At 68.8% G+C, this 23534-nt stretch carries 20 protein-coding genes and 1 pseudogene; 18 read left to right on the top strand and 3 right to left on the bottom strand.

Going from position 1 to position 23534, the window contains the following annotated elements:
* Positions 1-58: 58 nt before the first annotated feature.
* From K8Z49_RS34405 to K8Z49_RS34470, 14 genes are all read left to right on the top strand, one after another.
* Positions 59-1180, top strand: a complete 1122-nt coding sequence (locus K8Z49_RS34405) for an ABC transporter ATP-binding protein (RefSeq protein ID WP_021595683.1) — start codon at positions 59-61, stop codon at positions 1178-1180.
* Entirely contained in the window at positions 1180-2037 is an 858-nt protein-coding gene (locus tag K8Z49_RS34410; RefSeq protein ID WP_083597594.1) for an MlaE family ABC transporter permease, read from the top strand. The genes K8Z49_RS34405 and K8Z49_RS34410 overlap by 1 nt, the downstream gene beginning before the upstream one ends.
* Positions 2037-2885 carry an MlaE family ABC transporter permease gene (locus tag K8Z49_RS34415; RefSeq protein WP_021595685.1) on the top strand — a complete coding sequence of 283 codons (849 nt, stop codon included), beginning with the start codon at positions 2037-2039 and terminating at the stop codon, positions 2883-2885. Before K8Z49_RS34410 ends, K8Z49_RS34415 begins: the two co-directional genes overlap by 1 nt.
* A gap of 115 nt (positions 2886-3000) precedes the next feature.
* On the top strand, positions 3001-4302 hold the full coding sequence (locus tag K8Z49_RS34420; protein WP_021595686.1) for an MCE family protein: 1302 nt from the start codon (positions 3001-3003) through the stop codon (positions 4300-4302).
* A complete protein-coding gene (locus K8Z49_RS34425) occupies positions 4299-5330 on the top strand; it encodes an MCE family protein (RefSeq protein ID WP_021595687.1) in 1032 nt (343 codons plus the stop codon). Before K8Z49_RS34420 ends, K8Z49_RS34425 begins: the two co-directional genes overlap by 4 nt.
* Positions 5331-6410 (top strand): MCE family protein, encoded by a 1080-nt coding sequence (locus K8Z49_RS34430; protein WP_021595688.1) that lies wholly within the window; start codon positions 5331-5333, stop codon positions 6408-6410.
* Between the two features lie 15 nt (positions 6411-6425).
* Positions 6426-7706 carry an MCE family protein gene (locus K8Z49_RS34435; RefSeq protein WP_021595689.1) on the top strand — a complete coding sequence of 427 codons (1281 nt, stop codon included), beginning with the start codon at positions 6426-6428 and terminating at the stop codon, positions 7704-7706.
* Complete coding sequence (locus K8Z49_RS34440; protein ID WP_021595690.1) at positions 7703-9034, top strand: MCE family protein; 1332 nt, start codon at positions 7703-7705, stop codon at positions 9032-9034. Before K8Z49_RS34435 ends, K8Z49_RS34440 begins: the two co-directional genes overlap by 4 nt.
* Positions 9031-10509 (top strand): MCE family protein, encoded by a 1479-nt coding sequence (locus K8Z49_RS34445; RefSeq protein ID WP_021595691.1) that lies wholly within the window; start codon positions 9031-9033, stop codon positions 10507-10509. Before K8Z49_RS34440 ends, K8Z49_RS34445 begins: the two co-directional genes overlap by 4 nt.
* 10 nt (positions 10510-10519) lie before the next feature.
* Positions 10520-11008, top strand: a complete 489-nt coding sequence (locus K8Z49_RS34450) for a nuclear transport factor 2 family protein (protein ID WP_021595692.1) — start codon at positions 10520-10522, stop codon at positions 11006-11008.
* Complete coding sequence (locus K8Z49_RS34455) at positions 11005-12096, top strand: hypothetical protein (protein ID WP_412516148.1); 1092 nt, start codon at positions 11005-11007, stop codon at positions 12094-12096. Before K8Z49_RS34450 ends, K8Z49_RS34455 begins: the two co-directional genes overlap by 4 nt.
* A gap of 390 nt (positions 12097-12486) precedes the next feature.
* Positions 12487-15963 carry a DNA-directed RNA polymerase subunit beta gene (rpoB, locus tag K8Z49_RS34460; RefSeq protein WP_024934189.1) on the top strand — a complete coding sequence of 1159 codons (3477 nt, stop codon included), beginning with the start codon at positions 12487-12489 and terminating at the stop codon, positions 15961-15963.
* Between the two features lie 19 nt (positions 15964-15982).
* Positions 15983-19855, top strand: a complete 3873-nt coding sequence (locus K8Z49_RS34465) for a DNA-directed RNA polymerase subunit beta' (RefSeq protein WP_021597421.1) — start codon at positions 15983-15985, stop codon at positions 19853-19855.
* Positions 19856-19983: 128 nt separating this feature from the next.
* Positions 19984-20874: a phosphotransferase family protein gene (locus tag K8Z49_RS34470; protein WP_412516149.1), complete on the top strand. Its 891-nt coding sequence runs from the start codon at positions 19984-19986 to the stop codon at positions 20872-20874.
* Here K8Z49_RS34470 and K8Z49_RS34475 read toward each other — a convergent pair.
* Complete coding sequence (locus K8Z49_RS34475) at positions 20852-21265, bottom strand: VOC family protein (RefSeq protein WP_412516150.1); 414 nt, start codon at positions 21263-21265, stop codon at positions 20852-20854. The genes K8Z49_RS34470 and K8Z49_RS34475 overlap by 23 nt on opposite strands.
* Positions 21266-21287: 22 nt before the next feature.
* The gene (locus tag K8Z49_RS34480) at positions 21288-21677 is read right to left on the bottom strand and encodes an ATP-binding protein (protein ID WP_063747670.1); all 390 of its coding nucleotides are present in this window, start codon (positions 21675-21677) and stop codon (positions 21288-21290) included.
* A gap of 161 nt (positions 21678-21838) precedes the next feature.
* Between K8Z49_RS34480 and K8Z49_RS34485 the strand changes: the two genes are divergently transcribed.
* The 4 genes and pseudogenes from K8Z49_RS34485 to K8Z49_RS34500 all read left to right on the top strand — a co-directional run bounded on the left by K8Z49_RS34485 (position 21839) and on the right by K8Z49_RS34500 (position 23306).
* Positions 21839-22654: a helix-turn-helix domain-containing protein gene (locus K8Z49_RS34485; protein WP_412516151.1), complete on the top strand. Its 816-nt coding sequence runs from the start codon at positions 21839-21841 to the stop codon at positions 22652-22654.
* On the top strand, positions 22645-22827 hold the full coding sequence (locus K8Z49_RS34490) for a DUF397 domain-containing protein (protein ID WP_021597426.1): 183 nt from the start codon (positions 22645-22647) through the stop codon (positions 22825-22827). Before K8Z49_RS34485 ends, K8Z49_RS34490 begins: the two co-directional genes overlap by 10 nt.
* Positions 22828-22911: 84 nt before the next feature.
* Positions 22912-23043, top strand: a pseudogene (locus tag K8Z49_RS34495) (DUF397 domain-containing protein); the annotation flags it as partial.
* An 8-nt stretch (positions 23044-23051) separates the two neighbouring features.
* Complete coding sequence (locus K8Z49_RS34500; protein ID WP_412516152.1) at positions 23052-23306, top strand: DUF397 domain-containing protein; 255 nt, start codon at positions 23052-23054, stop codon at positions 23304-23306.
* Here the strand turns inward: K8Z49_RS34500 and K8Z49_RS34505 are convergent.
* Positions 23246-23506: a hypothetical protein gene (locus K8Z49_RS34505; protein ID WP_412516153.1), complete on the bottom strand. Its 261-nt coding sequence runs from the start codon at positions 23504-23506 to the stop codon at positions 23246-23248. The genes K8Z49_RS34500 and K8Z49_RS34505 overlap by 61 nt on opposite strands.
* Positions 23507-23534: the final 28 nt, after the last annotated feature.

Consider the following 23534-nt stretch of genomic DNA (forward strand, 5'->3'; position numbering starts at 1 on the left):
CCTGAGTGCTACTCGCTCATTGGTTCGGGATTCCCCCGGCCTGGACGAAAGGTGACGAGTGGGCGTCGAGATCAGAGTCGAGGGCCTGACGAAGTCCTTCGGCCGCCAGGTGATCTGGCAGGACGTGTCGCTGACCATCCCCGCAGGGGAGATCTCCGTTCTCCTGGGTCCGTCCGGTACCGGCAAGTCGGTCTTCCTGAAGTCGCTCGTGGGGCTGCTCAAGCCCGACCGCGGGCACATCTGGATCGGCGACCGGGACCTGCCCTACCTGCCCGAGTCGCAGCTGTACGACACCCGGAAGCTGTTCGGCGTCCTCTTCCAGGACGGCGCGCTGTTCGGCTCGATGAACCTCTTCGACAACATCGCCTTCCCGCTCCGCGAGCACACCAAGAAGTCCGAGTCCGAGGTCAAGCGCATCGTCCTCGAGAAGATGGAGATGGTCGGCCTCCTCGGCGCCGAGCACAAGCTCCCCGGCGAGATCTCCGGCGGCATGAAGAAGCGCGCGGGCCTCGCCCGCGCCCTCGTGCTCGACCCCGAGATCCTCCTGGTGGACGAGCCGGACTCCGGCCTCGACCCGGTCCGCACCGCGTTCCTGAACCAGGTCTTCATCGACCTCAACGCGCAGATCGGCGCGACGTTCCTGATCGTCACCCACGACATCAACACCGCCCGGACCGTGCCCGACAACATCGGCCTGCTGTACCAGCGGCACCTGGCGATGTTCGGGCCCCGGGAGATGCTGCTGTCCAGCGAGGAGCCGGTCGTCCGGCAGTTCCTCAACGCCAGCAAGGTCGGCCCCATCGGCATGTCCGAGGAGAAGGACGAGTCCGAGCTGGAGGCCGAGGCCAAGATGGGCCTCGACTCCGGCAAGCTGCCCCCCATCCCGCCGCAGCAGATGCCGAGCAACGGGCTGCTGCGCTCCGGGATGCACGCGCCCGGCGCCTGGTGCGCCGCGCACGGCGTCACCCCGCCGCCCGGCTCGTTCATCGACGACCTCGGCCGCAACTGGGTGGAGGAGTGGCCGCGGTACGTGGCGTCCATGGCGCCGGTCGGCGCCCCGGCCGGCGGCGCGCACGGGGCGCCCGGCGGCATGCCCCCCGCGGGCCCGCCCCCCGGCGGCCCCGGCCGCTTCCCCGGCAACCCGCCGCCCGGACAGCCAGGGGCGGGTGCAGGGTACTGATGTCCACTCCTGACACCGGCATCGGCGCGGGCCGGCCAGGGGGCGGGAAAGGCGGAGGCTCCTCCGCGTCGTTCCGGAAGGTCGGGGACGGCGCGGTCAACGTCCTCGTCAAGGAGCCGGGACGGTTCTTCGCCCTCTGCCTGGACGTGGGCCGCGCGCTGTTCAAGTGGCCGTTCCAGTGGCGCGAGTTCATCCAGCAGGCCTGGTTCATCGTCAGCGTCACCGTCGTGCCGACCATGCTGGTCGCGATCCCGTTCGGCGGCGTCCTGTCGTTGCAGGTCGGCGGGCTGATCCGGCAGCTCGGCGCGCAGTCCTACACCGGCGCGACCGCGGTGGTCGCGATCGTCCGGGAGGCCAGCCCGCTGGTCACCTCGCTGCTGGTGGCGGGCGCCGCCGGGTCGGCGATGTGCGCCGACATCGGGTCCCGGAAGATCCGCGAGGAGATCGACGCGATGGAGGTGCTGGGCATCAACCCGCTGCACCGCCTCGTGGTGCCGCGGATGCTCGCCTGCGCGTTCGTCGCGCTGTTCCTCAACGGGCTGGTGTCGGTGGTCGGCCTGCTCGGCGGCTACTTCTTCAACGTGATGCTCCAGGGCGGCACCCCCGGCGCCTACCTGGCGTCGTTCAACGCGATCGCGCAGCTTCCCGACCTGCTGCAGGCCGAGTTCAAGGCGTTCGTGTTCGGCATCACCGCCGGCCTGGTCGCCGCCTACAAGGGCCTGAACGCCAAGGGCGGGCCGAAGGGCGTCGGCGACGCGGTCAACCAGACCGTGGTCATCACGTTCATGCTGCTCTTCCTGGAGAACTTCCTGATCTCCACCCTGTACTTCCAGTTCGTCCCGTCGAAGGGGATGTGATGGCCACCCCCGGAAAGACGGGAAAAGCGGTCTCGCGGGTGGTGAGCGCGCCGCTGGACCGGCTGGACGACTTCGGTCATCAGATGTCGTTCTACGCCCGCGCGTTCGCGTGGGTGTTCCGGGTGCTGCGCCGCTACCGCACCGAGGTGCTGCGGCTGCTCGCCGAGGTGAGCCTCGGCACCGGCGGCCTCGCGGTGATCGGCGGCTCGGTGGTGATCGTCGGCTTCATGACGTTCTTCACCGGCAGCCAGGTCGGCCTGCAGGGCTATGAGTCCCTGAACCAGATCGGCACCGCCGCGTTCACCGGGTTCGTCGCGTCCTACTTCAACACGCGCGAGATCGCGCCGCTGGTGTCGGCGCTGGCGCTGTCGGCGACGGTCGGCTGCGGATTCACCGCGCAGCTCGGCGCGATGCGGATCTCGGACGAGATCGACGCGCTGGAGGTCATGGCCGTCCCGTCGATGCCGTTCCTCGTCACCACCCGGATGCTGGCCGGGATGATCGCGGTCATCCCGCTGTACATCGTGGGCCTGCTCGCCTCCTATGGTGCGACGCGGGTGATCGTGACGATGTTCTACGGCCAGTCGACCGGCACCTACGACCATTATTTCCATTTGTTCCTACCGCCGTACGACATTCTATGGTCGTTCGGCAAAGTGATCATTTTCGCGGTGCTGGTGATGCTGATCCACTGCTATTACGGCTACCACGCGAGCGGCGGACCGGCGGGCGTCGGCGTCGCGGTGGGCCGCGCGGTGCGCACCAGCATCGTGGTGATCAACGTGGCGGACCTGCTGCTCGGCATGGCGATCTGGGGCACTACCACAACCGTCCGGATCGCGGGGTGACCGGGATGAGCGCGGCGAACCGGGGGGCGTGGGGGGTCGTCCCCCCTCGGGAGACCGGGATGAGCGCGGCGAACCGGGGGGCGTGGGGGGTCGTCCCCCCTCGGGAGACAACGCCATGAGCCAACGCGTGCGTTACCGGGTGCTCGGGATCTCGATGGTCATCGTGATCGCCCTGCTGCTGGCGCTGACCGTGGCGCTGTTCAACAAGGCGTTCACGCCGGTGCTCGAGGTGACGGTGAAGAGCGAGCGGGCGGGCCTGCAACTGCTGCCGCACTCGGACGTCAAGGTGCGCGGGCTGATCGTCGGGGAGGTGCGCGACACCGACGCCACCGCCGAGGGCGCGACGCTCCACCTGGCGCTCGACCCGGACAAGGCGAAGCTGGTCCCGCGCAACGTGCAGGCGCGGCTGCTGCCGAAGACGCTGTTCGGCGAGAAGTACGTGGACCTGCAGATCCCGGCGCAGGCGGGCCCGCTGGGCCTGCGCGAGGGCCAGGTGATCCAGCAGGACCGCTCGCAGGCCGCCGTCGAGATCGACAAGGTGCTGAACGACCTGCTCCCGCTGCTGCAGGCGGTGAAGCCGGCGCAGCTGAACGCGACGCTGAACGCGCTGGCGACGGCGCTGCAGGGCCGCGGCGACCAGATCGGCCGCAACATCGAGGAGGCGGACGAGCTGCTGCGCAAGATCAACCCGCAGCTCGGCACGCTGGTGCACGACCTGCACGGCCTCGCGGACGTGTCCGACATCTACCACTCCGCGGCGCCCGACCTGATCCAGACGCTGCGCAACCTCAACGTGACCAGCCGGACGATCACCGACAAGACGGCCACCATCGAGCAGCTGATCCCGGCGACGACCGCGCTCGCGCAGGACGGCGACGTGTTCATGCGGCACAACGCCCCCAAGATCATCGGCTTCAACATCGCGAACCGGGACGGGCTGGACCTGGTCGCCCGGTACTCGCCGTCGCTGCCGTGCGTGTTCGCCGGGCTGATGAAGCTCAAGCCGGAGGCCGAGCGGGTGGCCGGCGCGGGCGGGTCGAAGACCTTCAACCTGACCGTGGAGATCGTCAAGCCGCGGCCGGGCTACAAGTACCCGCTGGACAAGCCGGAGGCCAGGGACCAGCGCAACCCGCGCTGCTACGGCCTGCCGAACCCGAAGGTGCCCTCGCCCGACTACCTGGCGCTGGACGGGACGCAGGACGACCTGTGGTGGAAGAACCCCGATGACCCGAACGGCGGCGGCCGGGGCCGGGCGCTGTCCAACGTCTTCGTGGACCCGGGATCGATGAGCGAGAAGGAAAAGATCAAGAGCGTGCTCGGGCCGGCGACGCGGACCCCCGCCGACCAGCTGTCCGACGTCGCCGCGCTGATGTTCGGCCCACTGCTCGCGGACGGATCGGTGGTGACGGTCAAGTGAGGACGACCAGCGCGGCGATCAAACTGGCGATCTTCGTGGTCATCACCTCGGTGGCCACCGGCACACTGGCGATGACGATCTCCAACATGCGGTTCCGGGAGACGGCCACCTACAAGGCGGTCTTCACCGACGTGACCGGGCTGCTGGACAACGACGACGTCCGCGTCGCGGGCGTCCGGGTCGGCCAGATCGAGCACATCGAGCTGTACAAGGGGACCCAGGCGAGGGTCACGTTCAGCCTGGAGAAGGACGGCGTCTTCCAGGCGGGGCTGCCGTCGTCCACGCAGGCGCAGATCCGCTACCGCAACCTGATGGGACAGCGGTACCTCGCGCTGACCGACGGCGCCGGGCAGGCCAACGACTACCTCAAGCCCGGCGGGACGATCCCGGCCTCGCAGACCAAGCCGGCGCTGGACCTGACGACGCTGTTCAACGGCTTCCGGCCGCTGTTCACCGCGCTGGAGCCGAAGGACGTCAACACGCTCGCGATGCAGATCATCCAGGTGCTGCAGGGCGAGGGCGGGACGATCAACAGCCTGCTCGCGCACGTGGCGTCGCTGACCAACACGCTCGCCGACCGGGACAAGGTCATCGGCCGGGTGATCGACAACCTGAACACCGTGCTCGGCACCATCGACGAGCGGCACGCCGAGGTCAACCGGCTGATCACGGACCTGCGCGGGTTCGTCAGCGGGGTGTCCGGCGACCGCCAGGCGATCTTCGACTCGGTGTCGGCGATCAACGACCTGACCGGCACCACGCAGGACCTGCTCGCCGACGCCCGCCCGGACATCCGCGACGACATCGCCGGGCTGCGCAAGCTCACCGGGACGCTCGCCGCGAACGGCAAGGACATCGACGCGGGCCTGCGGCGGAGCCCGAAGCAGCTGGAGGGGCTGGTGAACATCTCCTCCTACGGCTCCTGGTTCAACATGTACATCTGCGGTCTCGACGCGCGGGTGCGGCTGCCCGGCGGACCGGTCTACCAGACGCCGGCGATCGTGAACGAGAACGCGAGGTGCAAGTAGATGAGGGTCTCGTTCCGGGAACGCAACCCGGTCCCCATCGCGCTCTCCGCGTTCGCGATCATCATCCTGGCGGTGGCGCTGGCGCTGAACCTGGACAGCATCCCGCTCATCTCCGGCGGCCGGACCCACACCGCCGCGTTCAAGGAGGCGGCGGGGCTGAAGGCCGACGAGGAGGTCCGCATCGCGGGCGTCAAGGTCGGCAAGGTCACCGCCGTCGAGCTGGACGGCGACCACGTCAAGGTCACCTTCCGGGTGGACGACGGCGTCAGGCTCGGCGACCGCACCGGCGCCGACATCAAGATCAAGACCGTGCTCGGCGCGCACTACGTGGCGCTGACGCCGCAGGGCCGGGGCAGGCTCGGCCGGCACATCCCGATCGAGCGGACGCACACCCCGTTCGAGATCGTGCCGGCGATCAGCGGGCTGACCGAGCGGATCGAGGACATCGACGTCCAGCAGGTCGCGAAGTCGTTCGACGTGCTGTCGGAGACGTTCAAGAACTCGCCGGAGGAGGTCCGGGCGTCGCTGCAGGGGCTGCGCCGGCTGTCCAACACGGTCGCCTCCCGCGACGACCAGCTGCACGAGCTGGCGGGCAAGGCCAAGAACGTCTCCCAGCTGCTCGCCGACCGCAACCAGGACTTCGCCGAGCTCGTCCAGGACGGCGACAAGGTGCTCCAGGCGGTGCAGGCCCGCCGCGCGGTCATCCACCAGCTCCTGATCAACACCGTCACCCTGTCGCAGCAGGTCAACGCGCTGATCAATGAGAACGAGAAGCAGCTGCGGCCGATGCTCGACAACCTGGCCAAGGTCAACAGGATCCTGCTGAAGAACCAGAACAACCTGGACCGGATCCTCCAGCTGTTCGCGCCGTTCGCCCGGCAGTTCTCCGACGTCACCGGCACCGGACGGTGGTTCGACTCGTGGATCCAGAACCTCCTCCCCATCCCCGCCTCGATCCAGGACCCCCAGAGCGGCGGCGGCGCCAAGACCAACAAGCAGGGCGGCCGGCAGGGCGGCGGCTCGTCCGGCACCGGCCAGACCGGCAACGGCGGCGACAACCCGTTGCCCTTCCTCCCGTGAGCAGGCAGGTCACCCGTGCGTAGTTCAGCGACCATCCTCCGCCTCGGCGGCGCGATCCTCGCCGTCGCGGTGCTGGCGGCCGCGCTCCTGCTGGTCTTCCAGGAGCCGAAGCAGCGCCACCTGACGGTGTACTTCACCAAGACGGTCGGCCTGTACAAGGGCGCCGACGTCCGCATCCTCGGCATCCCGGTCGGCGAGGTCACGAGCGTCGAGCCGGTGGGCGACTCGGTGAAGGTCGGGCTGAGGTACGAGGCCAAGTACAAGGTCCCGGCGAACGCGGAGGCCGTGATCGTCAACCAGAGCCTCGTCGCCGACCGCTACGTCCAGCTGGCACCCGTCTACAAGAGCGGCCCGGTCCTCGCCGACGGCGCGACCCTGACCACGAGCCGCACCCGCGTCCCGGTCGAGGTGGACCAGATCGGCGGCAGCCTGAACGAGCTGTCCAAGGCGCTCGGCCCGCAGGGCGCGAACGCGCCGGGCGCGGACGGCACCGGATCGCTGTCGCGGCTGCTCCAGGTCGGCGCCGCGAACCTGGACGGGCAGGGCGAGGACATCCGGCAGACGATCGCCGACGCGTCCAAGGCGCTCAGCACGCTGAGCACCGACCGCGGCGACGTGGCGGACACGATCAGGAACCTGCGGATCATCACCGACGCGATGAAGGCCAACGACCAGCAGATCAAGTCGTTCTCCACCCACTTGAACGGGGTGTCCGGGCAGCTGGCGGGGGAGAAGGAGGAGCTCAGCGCGGCCCTCAACACGCTGGCCCCGACGCTGCGGAACGTGCAGCGGTTCGTCAAGGACAACCGCGGCGAGCTGGCCTCCAACGTCCGGCAGCTCGCCCAGATCACCGGCGTGCTGGTGAAGGAGAAGGACGCGCTCGCCGAGATCCTGACGGCCGGCCCGCTCGCCGTGAACAACCTGGCCCGCGCCTACGACCCGATCAGCGGCACGATCCACACCCGCAACAACTTCCGCCAGTTCCACAACCTGGCCGACTGGATCTGCTCGCTGGCGTACTCGGTCGGCACGCCCGCCAAGGAGTGCCTCGACTTCGTCACGCCGTACAACGGCATCGGCAAGGCGCTGACGGGCTTCAGCCTCGACCTTTCCTGGATCACCGCGCTGACCACGCACTACGACCCGGTGCCGATCCCGCCGGACGCCTACGGCCCGCGGGGCCGGTCCGGCGGCGGCAAGACGAGCAAGAACGCCCGGACGAACAGGACGGCGACGGCCGGGGCGCAGAGCAAGCCGAACGACATCACCGCGCTGCTGCCTGGAGGTGGCCGATGAGCAGGACATGGCGCGCCCGCCGGCCCGCCGGCCGGCCCGTCCGGCGGGCACGGCTGTTCGGCGCCGCCGCGCTCGCGGGCGTGACGGCCCTGTCCGGCTGCTCGTTCAACGGCGTGGAGTCGCTCCCGCTGCCCGGCGGCCCCGACCTCGGCTCGAACCCCACCACCGTGAAGATCGAGTTCGCGAACGTGCTGGACCTCGTCCCGAAGTCCGCGGTCAAGGTGAACGACGTGTCGGTGGGCCGGGTCGAGAAGATCGAGCTGGAGGGGGAGAAGGGCGCGCCGGGCGCCGGCTGGCACGCCGTCGTCACGGTCAAGTTCCGCAAGGACGTCCGGCTCCCCGACAACGCCCTCGCGACCATCGGCCAGACCAGCCTGCTCGGCGAGAAGTTCGTGCAGCTGGAGCCGCCGAAGAACGAGGCGCCGTCCGGGACGCTGGAGAACGACGACCTGATCCCGCTGAACCGCACCACCCGCGGCACCGAGATCGAAGAGGTGCTGTCGGCCATGTCGCTGCTGCTGAACGGCGGCGGCCTGGAGCAGGTCTCCACGATCAGCCACGAGCTGCAGGCCGCGATGGGCGGCCGGGAGTCGACGATCCGGTCGGTGCTGCAGCGGGTCAACACCTTCGCCGGGACGCTGGACCGCAACCGCGCCGCGATCACCCGGGCGCTGGACAGCATCGACCGGCTGAGCGGCAAGCTGGCGGCCGAGCGCAAGACGATCCAGGACACCATCGACGAGACGGGTCCCGCGATCGCCGTCCTCAACCGCAACCGCGCCGACCTCACCAAGATGCTGGTCGCGCTGAACAAGCTCAGCCGCACCACCACCAACGTGATCAACCGCTCCAAGGCCGACATGCTGGCCAACCTTCAGGACCTCGACACGATCCTGCGGAACCTCAACAAGGCCGGCTCCGACCTGCCGAAGTCGCTGGAGACGCTGATCACCTTCCCGTTCCCGTCCACGTTCCACAACGTCATCGAGGGCGACTACGGCAACGTGCGGCTGACCGTCGACCTGGACTTCGAGTCCATCGCGCAGAACCTGCTCGGCGGCACCGACCTGGAGGGCCTGCTGGGCAGCGGGCGGCAGATGCGCAGCATGCTCCAGGTGCCGAACGTGACGCTGCCGGACTCGCCGCTCGGCGTGCTGCCGCAGATGCCGTCCGGCGGTTCCGGCGGCGGGCTGCCGGGCCTGCCCGGCGGCTCCCAGGTCCCGGGGCAGACGCCGGGCGGCACGAACCAGCAGGGGCGCCCGGGGGCGTTCGCCCCGCCATCCGATGACGGCGGTCTGCGGACCCTGATGACGGGGGGCCTGTCGTGATCCTCAAGCGCGGCGTCATCCTCCAGCTGATCGCCTTCGCGGTGATCACCATCGTCGGCGTGACGATCGTGTCGGTGAACTACATCGGCCTCGGCCGCGGCCTGCTCGGCAAGCAGTACACGGCCTACGTCGACCTCACCGACTCCGGCGGCGTGTTCACCAACGCCGAGGTCACCTACCGGGGCGTCCCGGTCGGGCGGGTCGGGCCGATCGAGCTGACCAAGGACGGCATCCGGGTCAAGCTGCTCCTGGAGCGCGGCGAGCGGATCCCGCGCGACGGCACGAAGGCCGTCGTGGCGAACCGGTCCGCGGTCGGCGAGCAGTACATCGACCTGGAGCCCACCAAGAAGTCCGGGCCCTACCTGCACGAGGGCGACCCCTACACGATCCCGCGCGAGCGCACCACGCTGCCGGTGTCGACCGCCGAGCTGCTGCGCAACGTCGACGCGCTCGTCGGCTCGGTGAACACCAAGGACCTCGGCGTCATCGTGGACGAGCTGGACAAGGCGTTCTCCGGCTCCGCGTCCGACCTCCAGTCGATCCTGGACGACACCGACCGGCTGCTCAAGACCGCCAACGAGGCCTACCCGGACACCGAGCGGCTGCTCAACAACAGCGTGACCGTCCTGGACACCCAGCGCGGGCAGGCCACCAACATCCGCGGCTTCGCCCGCAACCTCAACGAGCTGACCACCTCGCTCCGCAACGACGACCCGGCGCTGCGCAAGACGATCGACAACGCCCCCGGCGCGGTGAGCGAGACGCACAAGGCCATCAACCAGCTCGCGCCGACGCTGCCCGTCCTGCTGGCGAACCTCACCACCACCGGCCAGATCATCGCCTCGCGCAAGGCCGGCCTGCGGTCGCTGTTCATCCTCTACCCGGTGACGGTCGCGGGCGCGTTCACCGTCACGCCCGGCGACGGGACCCAGCACCTGGGCCTCGCGCTGAACATCGACTCGCCGCCTCCCTGCACCAAGGGCTACGAGAAGACCAAGCACCGCTGGCCGCAGGACACGTCCAAGAAGAAGCCGCGCCTGGACGCCGGGTGCAAGCTCCCCCACAACGCGGAGAGCGCCGTGCGCGGTGCCCGCAACTTCCCGCCCGAGGACCTCGCGCCCTTCCCGCGGGTTCCGGCGGGCGCCACCGCCGGGGCCGGCTTCCCGGAGGGCGGCGCGACCGGCACGGACGGTGACGGCGGCACCGGCGGCTCGGACGGCGGCGGCAAGTCGCAGGCCAAGGGTTCGGGCGACGCCAAGGCCAAGGCCGCCGCCCCGACCGGGCAGCTGTCGGACGGCAACCTGCTCCTGTCGTATCCGGCGGATTCAGTGGAATTCGCTGGATACGATCCAACGACCGGTGCGGTCTACGGGCCCGATGGCAAGCGATACGTCATGCCGCGCAGCGCCGGAACACGCCAGTTGGGAGAGGAATCCTCGTGGAAGTGGCTCCTGCTCGGCCCGCTCAGCCAGTGAGGGGGAAGCGATGAGGCGCAGCCTGCCGATGACCGCCGCGATCGTGCTCGGCGTCGTCGTGGTCGGCCTCGCCATCGCCTCCGGCTGGCTCGGCGTGTCGTCCCTGCGCAACAAGGACGAGGCCGACCAGCGGGCGAAGGCGATCCAGTCGGCGCGGCAGATGGGGGTCAACCTGATGTCGGTCGACTCGGCCAACGCCCAGCGCGACCTGGACCGCATCGTGGCCGGCACCACCGGCGACTTCAAGAACAAGCTCGCGGGCCAGTCGAAGGCCTTCATGGACCAGGTGACCAAGGCCAAGGCCAAGGCGACGGTCAGTGACGTCGACGCCGCGCTGGTCTCCATGGACGGCGACTCCGCCGAGGTGATGGTCTCCCTCACCGGGACCGTGACCAACGACAAGGTGAAGAACGGCACGCCGCAGGGCTACCGGTATCAGATGGAGCTCACCCGGGTCGACGATCGCTGGCTCGTGTCCGGACTGGAGGTTGTCCCGTGACGATCAAGGCGGAGGAGCGGGCCGCCCGGGCCGCCGAGCGCGCGGCCAGGGCCGAGGAGCGGGCGGCGAAGGCCGAGGAGGCCGAGGAGGCCGCCCGGCTGGCGGAGGAGGCCGCCGCCAAGGCCCGGGAGGCCGCGCGGCTCGCCCAGATCGCCGCGGAGGAGGCCGCCGCCGAGGAGGCGGACGAGGAGCCCGAGGAAGAGCCCGAGGCGCCGTCCGGTGGCAAGTCCCAGAAGGCCCTCAAATCCTCCACGAAGTCCCGGCGCCCCCGGAAGGCCGCCGAAGTCGCGCCCGAGGGGGATGACGCGGCAGCGGAGGACTCAGAGGCCTCGGGAGCCGTCTCCGTTGACACGGAGGCCGAGGAGGACGCCGAAAGCGACGCCGCCGACGCCGACGCCGACGCCGACGCCGACGCCGACGCGAAGGCGGAGGACGGCGACGCGGGCAAGGCCGAAGCCGCCGAGACCGACGACGAGGCGGACGACGACGAGAGCGACGAGGACGACGACGGGGACGAGGAGGCGAAGGCTTCCCGCCTCCGGTTCCGGAAGGCCGCCAGGGCCTCCGCGGCGGCGGACGACGAGCCCCGCGGCCGGTTCCGGGTGGGCGGCCTGTCCACGGTCCTCACCGTCCTGGTCGTCCTGGCGATCGCGCTCGGCGCCGGCACCACCGCGCTCGCTCTCAAGATCAAGGAGCAGAACGCGACCGAGGAGGCGTCCAAGCAGGCCGCGATCGCGGCCTCCCGCGCCGCCCAGAAGCTGTCCTCGTACGACTACCAGACGCTCGACGCCGACCTGAAGGCCGCGTCGGCGGCGACGACGGGCAAGCTGCACACCCAGTACGACAAGCTCGCCCAGCAGCTCCGGACGGTCGCCGTCCAGCAGCAGGCGGTCTCCAACACGACGGTGATCAAGACCGGCGTGGTGAGCGCGACGCCCGACAAGGTCGTCGCGCTCGTCTACGCCAACCGCTCGTCCGCGACCAAGGACGACAAGCAGCAGCGCCTCCCCGAGCCGCTGCGCATCAAGATGACGATGGTCAAGAAGGACGGCGCGTGGCTCGCCTCCGAGCTCACCGTCCTGTCCTGACCTGAGCGGGACCCCGAGTACGACCGAGCGGTCACCCGGTGCGCGGGTGGCCGCTCGATCGGCTTTTCCATGCCGTACCCGGCGGTAGGTGGCGAGTCTCTAAACTATGGCCTTCCTCACTGCAGGTCAGAGCCCGAAAAGTCCATGTCCGCTCTTGACTGAGAGGCGCTGAGGGGCGATGCTCCATGGCAACGTGATGCATACTGCGGCGCTAGAGTTGCGAGCGGTGTACCGGTCGGCTACACTGCCCCTTTGCGCTGCCCTCTGACTATCCGCGTGTGAGAGTACCCCTGTGAAGGTCCGTTTTGGGCCTCTTTGTGCAGGTCTCGGACGTGGATCGTCTGGCGTGCGTGTCGTCAGTTACGCCGCGAGCCCTCGGAAGGACCACTCTTGGCAGCCTCGCGCAACGCCTCGAATACCGCAACCGGTCCGAACCGCGTCTCCTTCGCGCGCATCAAGGAGCCGCTCGAAGTCCCGGACCTCCTTGCACTGCAGACCAACTCGTTCGACTGGCTGCTGGGCAACGAGAGGTGGAAGGCCCGGGTCGAGGCGGCCCAGAAGGCCGGTAGTAGGAGTGTCCCGACGCAGTCGGGGCTGGAGGAGATCTTCGAAGAGATCAGTCCGATCGAGGACTTCTCCGGGACGATGTCGCTGTCGTTCCGTGACCACCGGTTCGAACCGCCCAAGTACTCCGTGGAGGAGTGCAAGGACAAGGACATGACCTACTCCGCCCCGATGTTCGTCACGGCGGAGTTCATCAACAACACCACCGGTGAGATCAAGAGCCAGACGGTGTTCATGGGTGACTTCCCGTTGATGTCGCCCAAGGGCACCTTCATCATCAACGGGACCGAGCGGGTGGTGGTGTCCCAGCTGGTCCGCTCGCCGGGGGTGTACTTCGATCGGGCGCTGGACAAGGCGTCGGACAAGGACATCTACGGGTGCCGGGTGATCCCGAGCCGGGGTGCCTGGCTGGAGTTCGAGATCGACAAGCGCGACAACGTCGGGGTGCGCATCGACCGCAAGCGCAAGCAGCCGGTGACGGTGCTGCTGAAGGCGCTGGGGTGGGATGAGGCGCAGATCCGGGAGCGGTTCGGCTCGTATGAGTCGATCAATGTCACGCTGGAGAAGGATCACACCTCCGGTCAGGACGATGCTCTGCTGGACATCTACCGCAAGCTGCGTCCGGGGGAGCCGCCGACGCGGGAGTCGGCGCAGACGCTGCTGGAGAATCTGTACTTCAATCCCAAGCGGTACGACGTGGCCAAGGTCGGCCGCTACAAGATCAACAAGAAGCTCGGTCTGGACCTGGACATGAACCAGGGGACGCTGACCAAGGACGACATCGTCGGCACGATCGAGTACCTGGTGCGGCTGCACGCCGGCGAGGAGGAGGCCACTCTCGGGGCGGTGCCGGTGCCGATCGAGGTCGATGACATCGACCACTTCGGCAACCGGCGGCTGCGCACGGTGGGTGAGCTGATCCAGAACCAGGTGCGGCTCGGCCTGGCCCGCATGGAGCGCGTCGTCCGGGAGCGGATGACCACCCAGGACGTCGAGGCGATCACGCCGCAGACGTTGATCAACATCCGGCCGGTGGTGGCCTCCATCAAGGAGTTCTTCGGCACCAGCCAGCTCTCCCAGTTCATGGACCAGACCAACCCGCTGGCGGGGCTGACGCACAAGCGGCGGCTCAACGCGCTGGGTCCGGGTGGTCTGTCGCGTGAGCGGGCGGGCATGGAGGTCCGTGACGTCCACCCGTCGCACTACGGCCGGATGTGCCCGATCGAGACCCCGGAAGGCCCCAACATCGGCCTGATCGGGTCGCTGGCGGCGTTCGGCCGGGTCAACCCGTTCGGGTTCGTCGAGACCCCGTACCGCCGGGTCACCGACGGCGTCGTCGGCGAGGAGATCGACTACCTCACCGCCGACGAGGAGGACCGCTACGTCATCGCGCAGGCCAACTCCCTGCTCAACGACGACGGCACCTTCGTCGACGACCGCATCCTCGTCCGCCGCAAGGGCGGCGAGGTCGAGCTCGTCCCCGCCCGCGAGGTCCAGTACATGGACGTCTCGGCGCGGCAGATGACCTCGGTCGCGACCGCGATGATCCCGTTCCTGGAGCACGACGACGCCAACCGGGCGCTGATGGGCTCCAACATGCAGCGCCAGTCCGTCCCGCTGCTGCGCAGCGAGGCGCCGCTGGTGGGCACGGGCATGGAGTACCGGGCGGCGACCGACGCCGGCGACGTCATCACGGCCGAGAAGGCCGGCGTCGTCGAGGAGGTCTCGGCCGACTACGTGACCGTCATGAACGACGACGGCACCCGGACCACCTACCGCGTGTCCAAGTTCAAGCGGTCCAACCAGGGCACCTGCTTCAACCAGAAGCCCATCGTCGACGAGGGCCAGCGGGTCGAGGTCGGGCAGGTGATCGCCGACGGGCCGTGCACCGACGACGGTGAGATGGCGCTGGGCAAGAACCTGCTGGTGGCGTTCATGCCGTGGGAGGGCCACAACTACGAGGACGCCATCATCCTGTCCCAGCGGCTGGTGCAGGACGACGTCCTGTCCTCGATCCACATCGAGGAGCACGAGGTCGACGCCCGCGACACCAAGCTGGGCCCCGAGGAGATCACCCGGGACATCCCGAACGTCTCCGAAGAGGTCCTGGCCGACCTCGACGAGCGCGGCATCATCCGCATCGGCGCCGACGTCGTCCCCGGCGACATCCTGGTCGGCAAGGTCACCCCGAAGGGCGAGACCGAGCTGACCCCCGAAGAGCGGCTGCTGCGCGCGATCTTCGGTGAGAAGGCGCGCGAGGTGCGCGACACCTCGCTGAAGGTCCCGCACGGCGAGCAGGGCAAGGTCATCGGTGTGCGGGTGTTCTCCCGCGACGACGGCGACGAGCTCCCGCCCGGGGTGAACGAGCTGGTCCGGGTGTACGTGGCGCAGAAGCGCAAGATCACCGATGGTGACAAGCTCGCGGGCCGGCACGGCAACAAGGGCGTCATCTCCAAGGTGCTGCCGGTGGAGGACATGCCGTTCCTGGAGGACGGCACCCCCGTCGACATCGTCCTGAACCCCCTCGGCGTCCCCGGGCGCATGAACGTGGGCCAGGTCCTGGAGACCCACCTCGGCTGGGTCGCCTCCCGCGGCTGGAAGGTCGAGGGCGACGACGCCGACTGGAAGCGCGCCCTCAAGGAGATCGGAGCCGACGAGGCCGCGCCGTGGACCAACACCGCGACGCCGGTGTTCGACGGCGCCCGCGAGGACGACGTCACCGGCCTGATCGAGAGCACCCTGCCGAACCGCGACGGCAACCGCATGGTCGGCCCGGGCGGCAAGGCGAGGCTCTTCGACGGGCGCACCGGCGAGCCGTTCAAGGACCCGATCTCGGTCGGCTACATCTACATCCTCAAGCTGCTCCACCTGGTGGACGACAAGATCCACGCGCGGTCGACCGGCCCGTACTCCATGATCACCCAGCAGCCGCTCGGCGGTAAGGCCCAGTTCGGCGGCCAGCGCTTCGGTGAGATGGAGGTGTGGGCCCTGGAGGCCTACGGCGCGGCCTACGCGCTGCAGGAGCTGCTGACCATCAAGTCCGACGACGTCCTCGGCCGCGTGAAGGTGTACGAGGCCATCGTCAAGGGCGAGAACATCCCCGAGCCCGGCATTCCCGAGTCCTTCAAGGTGCTCATCAAGGAGATGCAGTCGCTGTGCCTCAACGTCGAGGTGCTCTCCAGCGACGGCATGTCCATCGAGATGCGCGACACCGACGAGGACGTCTTCCGCGCCGCGGAGGAGCTCGGCATCGACCTCTCCCGCCGTCCTAACGAGGGCGCGATGAGCGTCGACGAGGTCTGAGAACTCAAGGGGAAAACAGTTGCTTGACGTCAACTTCTTCGACGAGCTTCGCATCGGTCTGGCGACCGCCGACGACATCCGCCAGTGGTCGCACGGCGAGGTGAAGAAGCCGGAGACGATCAACTACCGGACCCTCAAGCCGGAGAAGGACGGGCTCTTCTGCGAGAAGATCTTCGGTCCGACCCGGGACTGGGAGTGCTACTGCGGCAAGTACAAGCGCGTTCGCTTCAAGGGCATCATCTGTGAGCGCTGCGGCGTCGAGGTGACCCGCGCCAAGGTGCGCCGCGAGCGGATGGGCCACATCGAGCTGGCCGCGCCGGTCACGCACATCTGGTACTTCAAGGGCGTGCCGTCGCGCCTCGGCTACCTGCTGGACCTGGCCCCGAAGGATCTGGAAAAGATCATCTACTTCGCGGCCTACATGATCACCAGCGTGGACGCGGAGCGGCGCGACCGCGACCTGCCCACGCTGGAGGCGCACATCTCGGTGGAGCGCCAGCAGATCGAGCAGGCCCGCGACGCGCAGGTCGAGGCCCGCCAGCAGAAGCTGGAGGGCGACCTCGCGGAGCTGGAGGAGGCCGGCGCGAAGGCCGACCAGAAGCGCAAGGTGCGCGACGGCGCCGAGCGGGAGATGAAGCAGCTGCGCGACCGCGCGCAGCGCGAGCTCGACCGCCTCGACGAGGTGTGGAGCCGGTTCAAGAACCTCAAGGTCCAGGACCTGGAGGGCGACGAGCTGCTCTACCGCGAGATGCGCGACCGGTTCGGCAAGTACTTCGAGGGCGGCATGGGCGCCGCGGCCATCCAGGCGCGGCTGCAGAACTTCGACCTCGACGCCGAGGCCGAGAAGCTGCGCGACATCATCCGCACCGGCAAGGGCCAGAAGAAGGCCCGTGCCCTGAAGCGGCTGAAGGTCGTCTCGGCGTTCCTCAACACCCGCAACAGCCCGCTCGGCATGGTGCTGGACTGCATCCCGGTCATCCCGCCGGACCTGCGTCCCATGGTCCAGCTGGACGGCGGCCGGTTCGCCACGTCCGACCTGAACGACCTGTACCGCCGGGTCATCAACCGCAACAACCGGCTCAAGCGCCTGCTCGACCTGGGCGCGCCCGAGATCATCGTCAACAACGAGAAGCGGATGCTGCAGGAGGCCGTCGACGCGCTGTTCGACAACGGCCGCCGCGGCCGCCCGGTCACCGGGCCCGGCAACCGTCCGCTGAAGTCGCTGTCCGACATGCTCAAGGGCAAGCAGGGCCGGTTCCGGCAGAACCTGCTGGGCAAGCGCGTCGACTACTCCGGCCGTTCGGTCATCGTCGTCGGCCCGCAGCTCAAGCTGCACCAGTGCGGCCTGCCCAAGCAGATGGCGCTGGAGCTGTTCAAGCCGTTCGTCATGAAGCGGCTGGTCGACCTCAACCACGCGCAGAACATCAAGTCCGCCAAGCGGATGGTCGAGCGGGCCCGCCCGGTCGTGTGGGACGTGCTGGAAGAGGTCATCACCGAGCACCCGGTGCTGCTGAACCGGGCGCCGACCCTGCACCGCCTCGGCATCCAGGCGTTCGAGCCGCAGCTGGTCGAGGGCAAGGCCATCCAGATCCACCCGCTCGTCTGCACCGCGTTCAACGCGGACTTCGACGGCGACCAGATGGCGGTGCACCTGCCGCTGTCCGCCGAGGCGCAGGCCGAGGCGCGGATCCTGATGCTGTCGACCAACAACATCCTGAAGCCGTCGGACGGCAAGCCCGTCACCATGCCCACCCAGGACATGGTCATCGGCCTGTACTGGCTGACGACGCAGAAGGACGGCGCCACCGGCGAGGGCCGCTCGTTCGGGTCCGTCGCCGAGGCGATCATGGCCTACGACCGGCACGAGCTGGACCTCCAGGCCAAGATCCAGATCCGGCTCAAGGACATCCCGCCGCCCCGCGGCTGGAAGGCCCCCGAGGGCTACGAGCCCGGCCGGCCGTACCGGCTGGAGACCACGCTCGGCCGCGCGATGTTCAACGAGACGCTGCCGGACGACTACCCGTTCGTGGACGACGAGATCGGCAAGAAGCAGCTCTCGGCGATCGTGAACGAGCTGGCGGAGACCTACCCGAAGGTCGCCGTCGCCAACGCCCTGGACGCGCTCAAGAGCACCGGGTTCCACTGGGCGACCAGGTCCGGTGTCACGATCGCGATCGACGACGTCATCACGCCGCCGAACAAGCAGGAGATCCTGGGCGGCTACGAGCAGCGCGCGGAGAAGGTGCAGCGGGAGTTCAACCGCGGCCTGATCACCGACGACGAGCGCAAGCAGGAGCTCATCGAGATCTGGAACAAGGCCACCGCGGACGTCGCGGTGGACATGGAGAAGGCGTTCCCGAAGGCCAACCCGATCTGGATGATGATCCAGTCGGGCGCCCGCGGCAACCCGCTGCAGCTCCGCCAGATCGCCGGCATGCGCGGCCTGGTCTCCAACCCGAAGGGCGAGACCATCCCGCGTCCGATCAAGTCGTCGTTCCGCGAGGGCCTGTCGGTCGTCGAGTACTTCATCTCGACGCACGGCGCCCGCAAAGGCCTGGCCGACACCGCGCTGCGCACCGCCGACTCGGGGTACCTGACCCGGCGCCTGGTGGACGTCGCGCAGGACGTCATCGTCCGCGAGGAGGACTGCGGCACCGACCGCACGATCCCGTTCGAGGTCGCCGACCGGCTGGCCGACGGCACGCTGGTCAAGCTGGCCACCACCGAGACCAGCCTGGTCGGCCGCACGATCGCCGAGGACGTCGTCGTGGACGGGACGGTCATCTTCCCGGCCGACACCGACCTGTCCGACTCGGTCGTGTCCCGCCTGGTCGAGGCGGGCGTGGAGAAGGTCCGCACCCGCAGCGCCCTGGTCTGCGAGGCCAAGATCGGTGTCTGCGCCGCCTGCTACGGCCGCTCGCTGGCCACCGGCAAGCGGGTGGACGTCGGCGAGGCCGTCGGCATCATCGCCGCGCAGTCCATCGGCGAGCCCGGCACGCAGCTGACGATGCGCACCTTCCACACCGGCGGTGTGGCCGGCGGCGACATCACGCACGGTCTGCCGCGTGTCCAGGAGCTGTTCGAGGCCCGCATCCCGAAGGGTGTGGCCCCGATCAGCGAGGTCGCCGGCCGCGTCAAGATCGACGAGACGGAGAAGGCCCGCAAGGTCGTCATCGTCCCGGACGACGGCTCCGACGAGATCGCCTACCCGGTGCCGATGCGGTCCCGCCTCCTGGTCAAGGAGGGCGAGTCCGTGGGCGTCGGCCAGCAGCTCATCGCGGGCGCGATCAACCCGCACGAGGTGCTGCGCATCCTCGGGCCCCGTGCCGTGCAGCTCCACCTGGTCCAGGAGGTCCAGGAGGTCTACCGGTCGCAGGGCGTGTCGATCCACGACAAGCACATCGAGATCATCGTCCGCCAGATGCTGAAGCGGGTGAACATCCTCGAGTCGGGCGACACCGACCTGCTGCCGGGCGACCTGGTCGAGCGTCCGATCTTCGAGGAGACGAACCGGAACGTCGTGGCCGAGGGCGGGGTCCCCGCCGCCGGCCGCCCCGTCCTGATGGGCATCACCAAGGCCTCGCTCGCGACCGAGTCGTGGCTGTCGGCGGCGTCCTTCCAGGAGACGACCCGGGTGCTCACCGAGGCCGCGATGCACGCCAAGAGCGACCCGCTGCTCGGCCTCAAGGAGAACGTCATCATCGGTAAGCTCATCCCGGCCGGTACCGGCATGCCGCAGTACCGCAACGTCCGGGTCGAGCCGACCGAGGAGGCGAAGGCGGCGGTCTACTCCGTCGGCTCCTACGACGACGGCGCCGAGTACGCCTTCGGGCAGGGCTCCGGCGAGGCCGTCCCGCTGGAGGAGTACGACTTCGGCCAGTACAACCGCTGACGTCCCGTCCGGGACGCCGCCCCGGCGGCGTCCCGGCTCGCGGACACCCTGACCGACGACACGCGAGAGGCCCCTCCCACCCGGGAGGGGCCTCTTCGCGTCGGCCCTGTTCCGATGTGGAGTGGACGATGCGCGAAACCGAGAATGAGCGTGCGGGACGCGTGCGAGAACTGGTGGCCGCGCATCTGCCCGGTTACCGCGTCGAGACCGTGGCGCTGCTCGGCGAAGGCGAGGAGAACATCGCCTTCGAGGTCAACGGCGAGCTGATCGTCCGTTTCGCCAGGGAGCCCGATGCCGCGCGGGTGGGCCGCGAGGCCCGCCTTCTCGCCACCGTCGCGGACCTGTCACCGCTGCCGGTGCCCGAGCCGAGGTTCACGGTTCCGGAAGAAGGCTGCCTCGCCTACTTCGAACTGCCGGGCGTCCCGCTGATCGACGTCGCCCCGGCGGGCGGTCCGGTCGCCGCCGCCCTCGGCGAGTTCCTCCACGCCCTGCACGCCGTCCCGATCTCCCGCCTGGACGGCCTGATCGACACCGACGACGAACCGCCGGCGGCATGGCTGGAGGAAGCCGCGCAGATCTACCCGACCGTCCGCGAAGCCGTGCCCGTAGTTCATCGCGGCCCCGTGGAGGCGTTCCTGAGCACGCCCCCACCGCCCGGCCCGCGCGACCTGGTGTTCTCCCACAACGACCTGGGCATCGAACACGTCCTCGTCGATCCGGCCGCCTGGACGGTGACCGGGATCATCGACTGGAGCGATGCCGCAATCACCGACGCGGCCCACGACTTCGGCCTGCTCTACCGCGACCTCGGCCCCGCCGCCCTCGACCTGGCCCTACGCGCCTACGGCCCCCACGATGCCGGGGAGATCAGAACGCGCGCCCGCTTCTACGCCAGATGCAGCGTGCTGGAGGACATGGCCTACGGCCTCCAACCCGGCCACGGCAAGTACCTCGACAAGTCTCTGCCAGCCCTGGACTGGCTGTTCCCCGCTGACGCTAGGCGAAGTCGGAGGCGGTGAGCCCGTAGGCATGCCCGGGGGGCCACTGGACCAGTTCGATCCTGTAGCCATCGGGATCTGTGAGCCAGCTAGTCCGGGGCCCGTCCGGGCCTCCCGGATGTTCCGGCCGGCCGGGGCTCAGACCGGCCCGCACCAGTGCCTCGATGGTGGCGTCCAGGTCGTCCACCTGGACGGCGAGGTGGCTGAAGCCGGTGCCGATGTCCACCGGGCCGCCGTCGGGGCGGTGGACGAGTTCCAGCGCGACCACCTCGTCATCGGGGAACTTGAGCATGGCCAGGTGCGTGCCCCCGCCGACGTCGACGCGGCCGAGAAGTTCGTAGCCGAGCGCGGTGTAGAAGTCGAGAGAGGCCGGCAGGTCCGCGACGCGGTACGCCGGGTGGAGAGTCCGCATGCAGGGACCGTATCCGGCGGGGTCAGCACTTCGCCCACGTGATCTTCCCGCCCTCCAGCAATGGTCGCGTCCCCCATTCGATGGCGAGATGCGACACCAGGACCAGCCCGCGCCCCGACGTCGCCGCGTGGTTCTCCGGCCGGACTTCGGGCCGCTCCACCCCGCCGTCCCACACCTCGACGACGGGACGGCCGTCGCGCTCGTCCCGTACCACCCGGACGACGATCGGCCCTTCGCCGTGCATCACCGAGTTCGTGACGAGCTCGGAGACGATGACCCGCGCGTCCGAGTCGTCCGCGATACCCCACTCCCGGAACCACCCGGCGACGAACCGCCGCGCCAGCGCCGGCGCCCGATCGGACGGTTCGAGGACGAGCGCAGGCACCCCAGGCGCAACGGCTGTCGGAGGCATCAGACACCACCTTTGACTGAGTCGTGGATTCTCGGACACAGTCAGCCACAATGAAAGTACTCTGCGTTACAAAGCCCAGACCATAGGTGGCAAGTCAGGCTCCGTGCGCTCACGGCACTTGGGTGTTGGTTGGGCGTCCTTTACGAGGGAGGATGAGCAACATGGCTCCACAGCGGAAGCGCGGGACGGTCTCGCCGACGCTGCTCGCGTTCGGCCGCCGGTTCCGGCGGCTCCGGGAGGCCAAGGGCTGGACGCAGGAGTCCGTGGCACGACGTGCGAACGGCGGCCAAGGCGTAAAACCGCAGTACATCGGTGCCGTAGAGAACGGCCGCACCCGCTGCACCCGGGAGTTCGCCGAGACGATGGACCACACGCTCGACGCGAACGGCGAACTGCTCTACCTCTACGACGACCTGGTAAAGGACGCCACTTTCCCCACCTGGTTCGACTGGCACACCGTCGAGCCCGAAGCGATCATGCTGGAGTCATACCAGCCTCTCCTGGTGCACGGCCTACTCCAGACTCCGGCCTACGCTTCGGCGATCCTCAAGGGAGACAAGGACGCGGTAGAGGCGCGGATCAACCGTCAGAGCATCTTGACCAGCGAGAACCCGCCGCCCCCGGACTTCTCGCTTCTCCAGGACGAGGTGTCCCTAAGCCGACTGACCGGCAGCCCCGAAATCATGAAGGAACAACTGGAGCATCTGCTTTACGTGGCGGAGCGGGGCGTAGTGGCATTGCAGATCGTGCCGAGCCGAGGGGAGCACGTCGGCAACAGCGGTGCGTTCACCATCGCTACCCTGGCCGACCGGACCGAGATCGCCTACGCGGACATGGCGGCGCGTGGGCTGACCATGAGCGACCCGGAGGACATCGCGACCCTCAGCAGAACGCTGCTGGTCGTCCGATCACTGGCCCTGCCTATGGACCAGTCCCTAGAGATGATTCGTAAGGTGGTAAGGGAAAAATGGACCTGACCAAGGCCGTCTGGCGTAAGTCCAGCTACACCACTGCCAACGGCGGCGAGTGCGTCGAGTTGACCGCTGTCCCCGGAACCGTTGCCGTCCGCGACAGCAAGGACCCTGCGGGACCGAAGCTGCTGGTGACGCGCCGGGCTTTCGCTGCGCTGCTGTCGGACCTCAAGCAGTAGCCCGCCCTAGTAGACCGACTCTGGACGGTAGTGATGGACCTGGCCAAGATGGCGTGGCGTAAGAGCAGCTAAAGCACAAACAACGGCGGCGCGTGTGTGGAGTTGATTTCCACACGGAGCAACGTTGCTGTGCGGGACAGCAAGAATCCAGACGGTCCGGAGCTGCTGGTGACCCGGAAGGCGTTCGCGGCGCTGCTGTCCGAGCTGAAGCGATAGGGGGACGGATGGACCTGACCAAGGCCGCTTGGCGCAAGTCGAGTTATACCGGCCCTAATGGCGGTGAGTGTGTGGAACTGACCTCGGATGCCGGGGCGGTGGCGGTGCGCGACAGCAAGGATTCGGAGGGGCCGAAACTGCTGGTGACGCAGCGGGCCTTTGCGGCGTTGCTGTCCGACCTAAGCGGTGAGGGCGGTGGGTGTCAGGGGTTCGGGGTTTGGTGGAGCGGGGTGATGAAGGCGTCTACTTGGCGGCGGTCGTAGCCGCGCATCACCACCTCGAAGGCGGGAGGTTCGGTCTCCGCTGGGCTGCCGGCGTCCATTAGTTCGGCGACCTTGTAGAGATACGCCTCGACCTGGATTCGGTGGTAGCCCTTCATTTTCAGGCGGAAGGGAAGGGGGTGACCCGACTGGAACGCCTTCAACTGCGCCACTTGCTCGAGCCCGAGCTTTTGCCACGTCATGCACGGAACGTAGCAGCGGGATCGGCCG

It is taken from the genome of Actinomadura madurae (assembly GCF_047130825.1).
Lineage (GTDB): Bacteria > Actinomycetota > Actinomycetes > Streptosporangiales > Streptosporangiaceae > Spirillospora > Spirillospora madurae.